Below are 12,523 nucleotides of genomic sequence, written 5' to 3'. Positions count from 1 at the left end.
CGGTGAAGGCGTCGCCGGCGCCGGTCGTGTCCACGGCGTTCACCTTCACGGCCGGGACCCGGGCCGTGCCCGAGGCGTCGGCGACGAGCGCGCCGTCCTCGCCCAGGGTGACGACGACCGAGCGCGGCCCGAGCGCGAGCAGCGCCCCGGCCCACTCCTCGGGCGTCCCGCCCACAGCTGTCCCGCCCACGTCCGCGCCGAGCAGAACCCGCGCCTCGTGCTCGTTCACGATCAGCGGATCGCAGGCCGCGAGCACGTCCGGGGGCAACTCCCGGGGCGGAGACGGATTGAGTACGAAGCGGGCGCCGGGCCGCAGACCCCGTACGACCTCCGTGACCGTCTCCAGAGGGATCTCCAACTGGGCCGACACGACCCGGGAGGCCGTGAGCAGGGCCGCTGCCGGTGCCGCGCGGATGTCGTCCGGGGTCAGCCGGCCGTTCGCGCCGGGCGACACCACGATGCTGTTGTCCCCGGACGGGTCCACGGTGATGAGGGCGACCCCGGTGGGCGCACCGCCGACGAGGACCCCGGCCGTGTCGACCCCGGCCGCCCGTTGCGAGTCGAGCAGCAGCCGGCCGTGCGCGTCGTCGCCGACCCGGGCGAGGAGTGCCGTACGCGCCCCGAGCCGGGCGGCGGCGACCGCCTGGTTGGCGCCCTTGCCGCCGGGGTGCAGGGCCAGGTCGGAACCGAGCACGGTCTCCCCGGCGCCCGGCCGCCGCTCGACACAGATGACCAGGTCGGCGTTGGCCGACCCCACGACCAGCAGGTCGTAGTCGAACATGGGCTGCCTCCGGTACGGGTGGCTGAGCTGTGCCACGGACGCGTACATCGTGCCCTCAGCGCCGGCCTCCGGACCGTCGGACGTGCCGTCGAGCCGGTTCCCGGTCAGAGGAGGTGGTCGGCTTTGCCGGCTTTGATGTCGAGGATGAGGGTGCGGAGGGCTTGGCGGGTGTCGGTGAGGGGGGTGTCTTCGGCGCCGGTCACGGCTATGTAGGCGTTGCCGGTGGGATCGGTGCCGAGGCGGAAGCAGTTGTTGCCCTCGCCGCAGAACGGGGCTTCCCCAGTTGATGTGGTCGGTCACGACGTCTCCTACAGTTCGCGAGCAATCTTGTGGATGAGGTCGCGAGATGCTGCCGAGGTCATTGCCGCGCCATCCATCCAGTTCAGATGAGAACGGTGCTTCGTGAGCTGAGCCTCGGCGTGGGTGAAGTCCGGTCCGTGCGCCGAGTCCAGTTGAACGGTGTCGAGTCGGGGCACTGCCCCGTCCGCGTAGAGCAACGCATGTCCCGCGCCCGGGAATCCGCCCACTGACCCCCGCTCATCGCCCTCCCCGGGCAGGCCGGTTGGAAGGTGGTGTGGTTCGAACTGGCCGCCGTACGCGAGTGAGTGCTCAGCCGCTCGTGGCGCACCGGCGGCCCGTCGTCGTGCCGCCGGGCAGGCAACCGCGGGCGCCCGTACCGAGGTTGGTATGGGAAGCTGCTCGCAACCGTTCGCAGGCACAGGCCGTGGCGGTGGTCGAGAGGAGCTCAGCGTGGGTAAGGACGGCTTCCGTGCCGAGGAGATCGACACCAGCAGGCCACACCCTGCGCGGATCTACGACTACCTGCTGGGCGGCAAGGACAACTACGAGGCGGACCAGCAGGCCGCCGACAAACTCGCCGCTGTCGCCCCCGAGGTGTGGATAGGCGTACGGGCCAACCGTGCCTTCCTGCGGCGTGCCGTCCGGTACATCGTGGGCAGCGGCGTCCGCCAGATCCTCGACATCGGCACCGGGCTGCCCACCTCTCCGAACGTGCACGAGATCGCTCAGGAAGTGGCGCAGGACGTGCGTGTCGCGTACGTCGACAACGACCCGATCGTGAAGGCGCACGCCGACGCGCTGCTCAGCCAATTCGGCGCCACCAGCATCGTGCTCGCCGACCTGCGCGACCCGCAGGCCATCGTGGACCACCCCGACGTCCGCCGGGTCATCGACTTCGACGAGCCGGTCGCCGTACTCCTGGTCGCCATCTTCCACTTCATCACCGAGGCGGAGAATCCCGGGCAGATCATCTCCACTCTGCGTGACGCGCTGCCGAAGGGCAGCTACCTGGTGCTCTCGCACGCCACGGGCGACTTCGCCGACCGCAGCGACGCCCAGGCCGTCTACAACAACGCGACCGCCACCATGAACCTGCGGTCCCGCGCCGAGGTCGAGCGGCTCTTCGACGGCTTCGAACTGATCGAGCCCGGCTTGACCCAGGTCCCGTTCTGGCGCCCGGACGCCCCGCCGCCGGACAGGTCCGGCGAGATCGGCTTCTACGGAGGCGTGGCGCGCAAGACCGACTGAATCACCGGCCCCACGGCGGCGGTGCGGTCGCGGTTACTTCTCGCCCGCCGCGGGCCTGGTGCCCGCGTAGGAGTCCATGCCGATGAAGAAGTAGCTGAACCGCCAGCAGCCGTCCCGCTCACGGCGCAGGCGGGCGGTGTAGATGACACTGGCGCCCAGGCTCAGCCCGTCCGCGGCGACGGTGACAGCGCTGAACGCCAGCGCAGAGGCGGTGCCCGCGGCGAGGTCCAGTTCGTCGACCAGTACGTTGCTGATCACGTGCCGCCGTTGGTCGCCCTGTTCGGCGACGATACGGGTGAGCCGGTCGAACAGTTCGGCCCGGCCGCGGAACCGGGTGAAGGGCTCGGCCCGGCCCTGCGCGACCTCGAAGACGGTGTCCTCGGTGAAGCAGGACACCACGACATCGATACGGGCCTCGTCGTGCGCGATGCCGAACCGGTAGAAGGCGTCCGCGATCCGGGCGCGGGCGGCGAGCGCCTCCGGACCGAAGTCGGCCTCCTCCAGGGGACGCATGTCGATCTTCCCCTCGCGATGGGCCCACGCCTGGAGCGGCAGTGTGGGGGCTCGGTGGGCCCGGTGCCCGTTCAGCCGGTCCTGCTTCTTCTCCTCCTTCTTCTCCTTCTCCTTTTGCTTCTTCTGCTGCTTCTTCTTGCTCATGCAGACCTCGATCGTCTTGGGGTGCCGTGAGGCTGCGGGACTGCCGGTTACGTACGCCGCCGACACGGTAAGTGTCGACATTCGGTCCCGTCAACCAGTCGACATGGGCAGGTTGCTCTCGATCTGAAGAGCACATCCTCGCCGAGTAGTCGACAGGTGTCGATGCGTGTCCACAGCGCATCCTGTGGCGCATGGCGCACCCCAGGCAGCGACCGCGTTCTTCGCCCACGAACTCCGGTTCGCGCTGGCCGCCGTATTCGAACTGGCCGCCGTTCGGGCGTGGTTACGGGAATGTGTACGGGGATGATCCGTGAGTGAGCGGTGTGGTTACCGTGGTCTTGCACGTAAGGGCGACGTGACTGCCCTTGAGGCTCTTCCCACGGCGGCGTCCATGCCATGTCATGGCAAGCAGGGGATCGACACGCGACCCCGCATCGACATCGGCGGAGTGGACATATGCGCACGCGGCAAGAGTCGGACCGGGGTCAAGCTCTGGATGGCCCGTCGAGACCGGCACGCGTCGTCAGGAGTGCGTCGGCCGTTCAGCGGGCTGTCGGAGCGGGGGACCAGCTGACGGCCGTACAGGTACGGCAACTCCAGAGCACGGCGGGCAACGCCGCTGTCGTCCAGCGGCTCGCACGGGAGCAGGGTCAGGGGCAGGGGCAGGGACAGCACGGCGCAGGGTGTGGCGGCGGATGTGGTCACACGCCGTCCGCGCAGCGCTCGGCGGTACAACGCTCATCCGTGGAGGACGCATCCGTGCAGCGCCGCTCGTCCGTCACGGATGTCGTCAATACGCCTGGTCAGCGTTTCGACGGCCCGATGCGTGCGGTGGCCGAGTCGGTCTACGGCGTGGACCTGTCGCACCTGCGGGTGCACACCGACGCACAGGCCCGGCAGTCGGCTCGGGAGGTCGGCGCCGAGGCGTACACCTCCAGGAACCACATGGTCTTCGACGGCGCCATGACGCGCCCGAAGGTGCTGCACGAGGTGGCGCACACCATCCAGCAGGCAGCGGGCCCCGTCTCGGGCAACGACAACGGGAACGGGGTCAGCGTCTCGGATCCGCACTCGCCGGAGGAACGGCAGGCCGCCGCCATGGAGAACGCCAGTGCGCCCTCCGCCGGCATCCAGCGGCTGGTCTCGTCCGTCACGGGGCCGGCTGCGGACCAGGCCGCCGGAGCGCCCGTGCAGCGTATGGCCCGGCGGTCCGAACGGACCTACACCCAGCGGGACAGCGACCGTATCGACAACGAGTCGGCGCCCCGCACCCACGGGCGGACCCGCGCGGGTGCCTCCAGCAGCAGGCGCGAACGGGACCCTCTGGCGGATGCCGCGCGGGTTGCGGTACCGCGCAGCGGACCGGACGGCGAGCGTCTCTGGGACGGCACCCGGAGTCAGCTCACCTGGACGGAAGGGGCCGTGGCCGCGGTGCTGGCGTCGACGCACTCCAAGATCAGCTCACGAACCCGCACTCTTCGATACGAGTGCGACAAGTGTGGGGAGATGGTTCTCAGCAAGGGGGATTCCAAGAAGGCCAAGGAGGACAACTGGTACGAGATCGACCACGTCGAGGGCATCCTCGCCTACGTGCACCGTTCGGTGGACCCCATGGAATGGACCGTGCCAGTGGGGGATGGCATCTACCGCGACGTCACGGCGATCAGCTGGGACGATGCCAGGAACGCGGCGAGCGACCCGAGCAACCTCCGCTGCCTGTGCAGGCAGTGCAACGGCGGCAAGCGGGCATCCAAGAGCGAGAGCAAGTACATGGACCGCTACGGCCCTCAATGGGTCGGCGCCCCCTATGAGCAGAACCGCAGGTCGGCGTCGCCCGAGATGGACTACGCAGGCCCGCCGGCCGGGGGCGGCTCCTACGCGTCGGACTCCTACGGCGGCGCGATCGTCGTCACGGCCGAACCCCGTGGCCAGTCGTCGGCCGACCCCTATGGCCCCTACGGGACCTATGGCGGCGGCTACGGCGGCGGGCAGTCGTCGGCCGACCCGGGCTATGACGTGGTGACCGCGGAGCCGGGACGCCGCCGCCGCTGATCCACTGCCTGACCCACTGCCTGATCCACTGTCTGGTCCGCCGGCGTCGGACGGCATGCCCGCTGCCCGTTGCCCGCTGAGGCAACGGGCATGCCCCGGCGGAGACCGGAGGGACTGCCCGCCCGATACCCCGTATCTCCCTACCTCGTGTCCCCCTACCTCGTATCCTCACGCGTCGGTGTCAGACCCGCGCGGTAGCGTCGGATCATGTCCAATCAGACGGGGATGCGCGCGGGGGCGCCGGCGGCAGGCGGGGAGCGGAACCTGGCCGTTCTGGAAGGCGTGCTGGAGCGGATCACGTACGCCAACGAGGAGAACGGCTACACCGTCGCCCGGGTCGACACCGGCCGCGGCGGCGGTGATCTCCTCACGGTCGTCGGCTCGCTGCTCGGCGCCCAGGTGGGCGAGTCGCTGCGGATGGAGGGCCGTTGGGGCTCCCACCAGCAGTACGGAAAACAGTTCACCGTCGAGAACTACACGACGGTGCTGCCCGCCACGGTCCAGGGCATCCGCCGCTACCTCGGTTCCGGGCTGGTCAAGGGCATCGGCCCGGTCTTCGCCGACCGCATCACGCAGCACTTCGGGCTGGACACGCTGGACATCATCGAGGAGGAGCCCAAGCGGCTCATCGAGGTGCCCGGACTCGGCCCCAAGCGCACCAAGAAGATCGCCGAGGCCTGGGAGGAGCAGAAGGCGATCAAAGAGGTCATGCTCTTCCTCCAGACCGTCGAGGTGTCCACGTCCATCGCGGTGCGCATCTACAAGAAGTACGGGGACGCGTCGATCTCGGTCGTCAAGAACCAGCCCTACCGCCTCGCGTCCGACGTCTGGGGCATCGGCTTCCTCACCGCCGACAAGATCGCCCAGTCCGTGGGCATCCCGCACGACAGCCCGGAGCGCGTCAAGGCCGGTCTCCAGTACGCCCTTTCGCAGTCCAGCGACCAGGGCCACTGCTTCCTCCCGGAGGAGCGGCTGATCGCGGACGCGGTGAAGCTGCTCCAGGTGGACACGGGCCTGGTCATCGAGTGCCTGGCGGAACTGGCGGCTCCGCCGGAGGAGGGCGAGGACCCCGGCGTCGTACGTGAACGGGTACCGGGCCTCGACGGCGGGGACCCGGTGACAGCCATCTACCTCGTCCCCTTCCACCGGGCCGAACTGTCCCTGTCCGCCCAGCTGTCGCGTCTCCTGCGCACCGACGAGGACCGGATGCCCGGGTTCCGGGACGTGGCCTGGGACAAGGCACTGGCCTGGCTCAAGGGCCGTACGGGGACGGAGCTGGCCCCCGAGCAGGAGCAGGCCGTGCGGCTCGCCCTCACCGAGAAGGTCGCGGTGCTCACGGGCGGGCCCGGCTGCGGCAAGTCCTTCACGGTCCGCTCGATCGTGGAGCTGGCCCGCGCGAAGAAGGCGAAGGTGGTCCTCGCCGCGCCGACGGGCCGGGCCGCCAAGCGCCTCGCCGAGCTCACCGGCGCGGCGGCCTCGACCGTGCACCGGCTCCTTGAGCTGCGGCCGGGCGGCGACGCGGCGTACGACAAGGACCGTCCGCTGGACGCCGACCTGGTGGTCGTGGACGAGGCGTCGATGCTGGACCTGCTGCTCGCCAACAAGCTGGTCAAGGCGGTGCCGCCGGGCGCGCACCTGCTCTTCGTGGGGGATGTCGACCAACTGCCCAGCGTCGGCGCGGGCGAGGTGCTGCGCGACCTGCTCGCCGAGCGCGGCCCCGTCCCGGCGGTGCGGCTCACCAAGGTCTTCCGGCAGGCCCAGCAGTCGGGTGTGGTGACGAACGCCCACCGGATCAATGCGGGTCAGCAGCCGGTGACGGACAAGCTGAAGGACTTCTTCCTCTTCGTGGAGGACGACACGGAGGAGGCGGGCCGGCTCACCGTGGACGTGGCGGCACGGCGTGTTCCCGCCAAGTTCGGGCTCGACCCCCGACGTGACGTCCAGGTGCTGGCCCCGATGCACCGCGGCCCGGCGGGCGCCGGCGCCCTCAACGGCCTGCTCCAGCAGGCCATCACCCCGGCCCGCCCCGACCTCGCCGAGAAGCGGTTCGGCGGCCGGGTCTTCCGCGTCGGCGACAAGGTCACCCAGATCCGCAACAACTACGAGAAGGGCGAGAACGGCGTCTTCAACGGCACGGTGGGAGTGGTGACTTCCCTGAACCTCGACGACCAGCGCCTCACGGTCCTGACGGACGAGGACGAGGAGGTTCCGTACGAGTTCGACGAACTGGACGAGCTGGCGCACGCGTACGCGGTGACGATCCACCGCTCCCAGGGCAGCGAGTATCCGGCGGTCGTCATCCCGGTCACCACGGGGGCCTGGATGATGCTCCAGCGCAACCTTCTGTATACGGCGGTCACCCGCGCGAAGAAGCTGGTGGTGCTGGTCGGTTCGCGGAAGGCCATCGGCCAGGCGGTCCGTACGGTGTCCGCCGGGCGCCGGTGCACGGCCCTGGACTTCCGGCTGGCCGGCGGCCGTCTCCCGGACTGACCTCCTTGAGGGCGGGGGCGGGGGAAGCCTCACCGGGCCGTGAGGCACGCCTCACCGGGCCGCAGGTAAAAAATGATCGATCAAATGAGTCGGAAACGTCACACGGCACTTTCGGAAGGCCGGGGGAACGGGCAGGATGACTAGATTGGCGGCACTGAGTGCCGCCAATAGGCCTAATGGTCGACCCCGAGTGCACTCTCCTGCGCCAAATGGGGGATGGTAGAGACAGTCAGGGCACCTCGAAGAAGAGGCACAACGTCGGTGAGGGATGACGTGAGCGACAACTCTGTAGTACTGCGGTACGGCGACGGCGAGTACACCTACCCGGTGATCGACAGCACCGTCGGCGACAAGGGCTTCGACATCGGGAAGCTCCGCGCCCAGACCGGTCTGGTGACGCTGGACAGCGGATACGGGAACACCGCCGCCTATAAATCCGCCATCACCTATCTCGACGGTGAGCAGGGCATCCTCCGCTATCGCGGCTACCCGATCGAACAGCTTGCCGAGAGCTCCACCTTCCTTGAGGTGGCCTCCCTGCTGATCAACGGCGAGCTGCCCACGGTCGACGAGCTCTCCACCTTCCAGACCGAGATCACGCAGCACACCCTGCTGCACGAGGACGTCAAGCGGTTCTTCCAGGGCTTCCCCCGTGACGCCCACCCGATGGCCATGCTGTCGTCGGTGGTCTCCGCGCTGTCGACGTTCTACCAGGACAGCCACAACCCGTTCGACGAGCAGCAGCGCCACCTCTCGACGATCCGGCTGCTCGCTAAGCTGCCGACGATCGCGGCGTACGCGTACAAGAAGTCGATCGGCCACCCGTTCGTCTACCCGCGCAACGACCTCGGCTACGTCGAGAACTTCCTGCGCATGACCTTCTCGGTCCCGGCGCAGGAGTACGACCTCGACCCGGTCGTCGTCTCCGCGCTCGACAAGTTGCTCATCCTGCACGCGGACCACGAGCAGAACTGTTCGACCTCCACCGTCCGTCTGGTGGGCTCGTCGCAGGCGAACATGTTCGCCTCGATCTCCGCCGGCATCAGCGCCCTCTGGGGCCCCCTGCACGGCGGCGCCAACCAGTCGGTCCTGGAGATGCTCGAAGGCATCAAGGCCAACGGCGGCGACGTCGACTCCTTCATCCGCAAGGTGAAGAACAAGGAGGACGGCGTCCGCCTGATGGGCTTCGGCCACCGGGTGTACAAGTCCTTCGACCCGCGCGCCAAGATCATCAAGTCGGCCGCGCACGACGTCCTCTCGGCCCTCGGCAAGTCCGACGAGCTCCTGGACATCGCGCTCAAGCTGGAGGAGCACGCGCTCTCCGACGACTACTTCATCTCGCGCAACCTCTACCCGAACGTGGACTTCTACACGGGTCTGATCTACCGGGCGATGGGCTTCCCGACCGAGATGTTCACGGTCCTGTTCGCCCTCGGCCGGCTGCCGGGCTGGATCGCTCAGTGGCACGAGATGATCAAGGAGCCCGGCTCCCGCATCGGGCGCCCGCGCCAGATCTACACGGGCGTGGTCGAGCGGGACTTCATCCCGGTCGAGCAGCGGTAGCAACGGCGCCCTACGGCGAGTGAGCCGAAGGGGCGCGCCTGTGCCGAGACCGTGAGCGCGCGGAGGCCCGACGAAGGAGGGTCGAGCACGGTCGCGGTCTCGGCACAGGCTTTTGCGCCCCGGAGGCGAACCGAGCCTAAAAAAACAAGAAGGAAGGCGCCCCGCTGCCGGTCCCCCCACGGGCCGGAGTCGGGGCGCCTTCCCATGTCCCGGTGCGGATTCCCCCCACGGGATCCGGCCGGGCGTCTGAAGGCAGCGCCTGAATCGCTGCGAGCAAAACGAGCAAAAATCTGCGTACTGATCCTGCGTGCTGGTGCGTGCTGGATCTTAGGTGCTGACCCTGCGTGCCTTGCGTGTCCACCCTACGTATTACTCGTGCGTACCGCCCTGCGGTCTGCCGGGACCCGTACGTACGGGAGGGCCGCTCAAAGCTCCCCGCTGTACGTGTCCCGGCAACGCAATTCCGAGAACATCCCCCAAGACGTCCTCAGATGTCAGAAACGCCCCCCAAGACGTCTCTGGCATCGTCAATCTAGACTCACGAACCCCTTCGATGGTTACGTTCGCATCACTGTGATCTGTGTCTCTTGCATATGTCCTGAAGATGCACAAGAGCCCCGATATTACTGCTGGCGCTCCAGCGTAAGGAAGATGCGCGCGCCGTGTGAAGAGCTTATGTGAAGAGGTGTGCCGGACTCTAGGGGAGTCCTACCTCTTCGTCATGAAAATGCCCTGAGGCGAAGGCTGTTCGTCACCACGAACACGGAGGAGAACGCCATGGCGGCGCCCGCGATCATCGGGTTCAGCAATCCCGCCGCGGCGAGCGGCAGGGCCGCCACGTTGTAGCCGAAGGCCCACACGAGGTTTCCCTTGATCGTGGAGAGGGTCTTGCGCGACAGCCGGATCGCGTCCGCGGCCACCCGCAGGTCCCCCCGTACGAGGGTCAGGTCGCTCGCCTCGATCGCCGCGTCCGTCCCGGTGCCCATCGCCAGGCCGAGGTCGGCGGTGGCGAGCGCGGCCGCGTCGTTGACGCCGTCGCCGACCATCGCCACGGCCCGCCCCTCGGCCCGCAGCCGGCTGATCACGTCGACCTTGCCCTCGGGCAGCACCTCGGCGATCACGTCGGCGGAGTCGATGCCGACGGAGCGGGCGACGGACTCGGCGACGGTCCGGTTGTCCCCGGTCAGCAGCATCGGTGTGAGCCCCAGGGCGCGCAGCGCGCGGACGGCCTCCGCGCTGGTCTCCTTGACCGCGTCGGCGACGGTGACGACACCGCGCGGCGCCCCGTCCCAGGCGACGGCCACGGCGGTACGGCCCTCCTCCTCGGCCCGGGTCCTGAGCGCGGCCAGCTCGTCGGGCAGCGCGATCCCGGCCTCTTCCAGCAGGCGGACCCGCCCCACGAGCACCGCGTGGCCCTCGACCGTGCCGCGGACGCCGAGCCCGGGGACGTTCTCGAAGCCGTCCACGGCCGGCAGGGCCCCGGTCCGCTCCTCGGCGCCCGCCGCGACGGCCCGGGCGATCGGATGCTCCGAGGCGTGCTCCAGGGCGCCCGCGAACCGCAGCAGCTGCGTCTCGTCGGCGCCGTCGGCCACGTAGACCTCCTGGAGGTTCATGCGGCCGGTCGTCACCGTGCCGGTCTTGTCCAGGACGATCGTGTCGACGCGGCGGGTGGACTCCAGGACCTCGGGGCCCTTGATGAGGATGCCGAGCTGGGCGCCGCGGCCGGTGCCGACCATGAGGGCGGTCGGGGTGGCCAGGCCCAGGGCGCACGGGCAGGCGATGATCAGCACGGCGACGGCCGCGGTGAACGCGGCGGCCGTGTCACCGGTGACGCCGAGCCAGACCCCGAAGGTGGCGACTGCGAGCAGCAGCACGACGGGTACGAATATTCCGGAGACCCGGTCGGCGAGCCGCTGCACCTGCGCCTTGCCGTTCTGCGCGTCCTCCACGAGCCGCGCCATCCGGGCGAGCTGGGTGTCGGTGCCGACCCGGGTCGCCTCGACGAGCAGCCGCCCGCCGGCGTTCACGGTCGCGCCGGTGACGGCAGAGCCCACGGTCACGTCCACCGGTACCGACTCGCCGGTCAGCATCGACGCGTCGACGGCCGAGGTGCCCTCGACGACGGTGCCGTCGGTGGCGACCGTCTCGCCGGGCCGTACGACGAAACGGTCGCCCACGGCCAGCGCGCCCACCGGCACGCGGACCTCACGGCCGTCCCGTACGACGGAGACGTCCTTGGCGCCCAGTTCCATCAGGGAGCGCAGGGCGGCGCCCGCACGGCGCTTGGAGCGGGCCTCCAGATAGCGCCCGAGGAGGATGAGGGCCACGACCCCGGCGGCGACTTCGAGGTATATCGCCGAGGAGCCCTGCTCACGGGAGACGGTGAAGGAGAAGCCCTCGTCCCGCATGCCCTCCATTCCCGCGTCGCCCCCGAACAGCGCCCACAGGGACCAGCCGAACGCGGCCAGCGTGCCGGTCGAGACCAGCGTGTCCATGGTGGCGGCGCCGTGCCGGGCGTTCGTGTACGCGGCCCGGTGGAAGGGCAGCCCGCCCCAGACGACGACCGGCGCGGCGAGTGTCAGCGCGAGCCACTGCCAGTTGTCGAACTGGAGCGCCGGAACCATCGACAGCAGGACGACGGGGGCGGCGAGGAGCACGGAGACGACGAAGCGTTCGCGCAGCGAGGCCAGCTCGGGGTCGGGCTGCTCGGCGGCCGGGCGGCCACTGGCGGTGGAACTCGCGTCGGCGGAGGCCGTCGGGGGCTGTGGCGGTGGCGGGGGTTCCTCGGCTGTGTAGCCCGTCTTGACCACGGTGGCGATCAGGTCGGCGACCCGCACCCCGTCCGCGTACGAGACCTTCGCCTTCTCCGTCGCGTAGTTCACCGTGGCGGTGACGCCGTCCATGCGGTTGAGCTTCTTCTCGACCCGGGCAGCGCAGGAGGCGCAGGTCATCCCGCCGATGGTCAGCTGGACCTGCGTCGGCGCGTCGGTCGAGCCGGTCGCGTCGGGCGGTGTGGCCGGAGCGGTCGCTGCGTTGGTGCTGGTGGTCATGTCCGTGCTCCAGGGAACGAACCGGGCCGTACGGAGCCAGTATCAGCTGGTCGGTACGGCCCGGTGTGATGGGAGGAAAGACGTGGAAGACGGGTGTCAGGCCTTGCCGGCGAGCTCGAAGCCGGCCTCGTCGACGGCGGCGCGTACCGCCTCCTCGTCGAGTGCCGCGGCGGACACCACGGTCACCTCGCCGGTGGCGGCGACCGCCTTCACCGAGGTGACGCCGGCGAGCTCGGAGATCTCACTGGAGACCGAGCCTTCACAGTGTCCGCAGCTCATCCCGCTCACCTGGTAGACGGTGGTGACGGAGCCAGGGGTGTCGGTCTGGGCGGTCATGTCGTTGCTCCTCGTCGAGATGGTCGAGATGGTCGAGATGGTCGAG

The 12,523-nt window shown here is 69.4% G+C and carries 8 protein-coding genes and 1 pseudogene; 4 read left to right on the top strand and 5 right to left on the bottom strand.

Annotated elements, in window-relative coordinates; all coding sequences use genetic code 11:
* Both AOK01_RS28500 and AOK01_RS46645 read right to left on the bottom strand, forming a co-directional pair.
* On the bottom strand, positions 1-781 hold a 781-nt coding region (locus AOK01_RS28500), incomplete at its 3' end, for a ribokinase (RefSeq protein ID WP_055516682.1).
* Between the two features lie 104 nt (positions 782-885).
* A pseudogene (locus AOK01_RS46645) lies at positions 886-1,065 on the bottom strand (hypothetical protein); the annotation flags it as partial.
* A 466-nt stretch (positions 1,066-1,531) separates the two neighbouring features.
* Here AOK01_RS46645 and AOK01_RS28490 point away from each other — a divergent pair.
* Positions 1,532-2,329 carry an SAM-dependent methyltransferase gene (locus AOK01_RS28490; RefSeq protein WP_055516680.1) on the top strand — a complete coding sequence of 266 codons (798 nt, stop codon included), beginning with the start codon at positions 1,532-1,534 and terminating at the stop codon, positions 2,327-2,329.
* 33 nt (positions 2,330-2,362) lie between these two features.
* Here the strand turns inward: AOK01_RS28490 and AOK01_RS28485 are convergent, their stop codons facing one another.
* Positions 2,363-2,986, bottom strand: a complete 624-nt coding sequence (locus AOK01_RS28485; protein WP_157871518.1) for a nuclear transport factor 2 family protein — start codon at positions 2,984-2,986, stop codon at positions 2,363-2,365.
* A 744-nt stretch (positions 2,987-3,730) separates the two neighbouring features.
* Here AOK01_RS28485 and AOK01_RS28480 point away from each other — a divergent pair.
* From AOK01_RS28480 to AOK01_RS28470, 3 genes are all read left to right on the top strand, one after another.
* On the top strand, positions 3,731-5,038 hold the full coding sequence (locus AOK01_RS28480) for an eCIS core domain-containing protein (RefSeq protein ID WP_157871516.1): 1,308 nt from the start codon (positions 3,731-3,733) through the stop codon (positions 5,036-5,038).
* Positions 5,039-5,245: 207 nt separating this feature from the next.
* Positions 5,246-7,528, top strand: a complete 2,283-nt coding sequence (gene recD2, locus AOK01_RS28475; RefSeq protein ID WP_055516675.1) for an SF1B family DNA helicase RecD2 — start codon at positions 5,246-5,248, stop codon at positions 7,526-7,528.
* A gap of 273 nt (positions 7,529-7,801) precedes the next feature.
* Complete coding sequence (locus AOK01_RS28470; protein ID WP_055516673.1) at positions 7,802-9,091, top strand: citrate synthase; 1,290 nt, start codon at positions 7,802-7,804, stop codon at positions 9,089-9,091.
* A gap of 719 nt (positions 9,092-9,810) precedes the next feature.
* Here AOK01_RS28470 and AOK01_RS28465 read toward each other — a convergent pair.
* Both AOK01_RS28465 and AOK01_RS28460 read right to left on the bottom strand, forming a co-directional pair.
* On the bottom strand, positions 9,811-12,141 hold the full coding sequence (locus AOK01_RS28465; protein WP_055516672.1) for a heavy metal translocating P-type ATPase: 2,331 nt from the start codon (positions 12,139-12,141) through the stop codon (positions 9,811-9,813).
* Positions 12,142-12,237: 96 nt separating this feature from the next.
* Complete coding sequence (locus AOK01_RS28460; RefSeq protein ID WP_055516684.1) at positions 12,238-12,477, bottom strand: heavy-metal-associated domain-containing protein; 240 nt, start codon at positions 12,475-12,477, stop codon at positions 12,238-12,240.
* Between the last annotated feature and the right edge of the window lie 46 nt (positions 12,478-12,523).

The organism is Streptomyces aurantiacus, assembly GCF_001418335.1.
Lineage (GTDB): Bacteria > Actinomycetota > Actinomycetes > Streptomycetales > Streptomycetaceae > Streptomyces > Streptomyces aurantiacus.
This window is presented reverse-complemented; position numbering and strand designations above follow the sequence as displayed.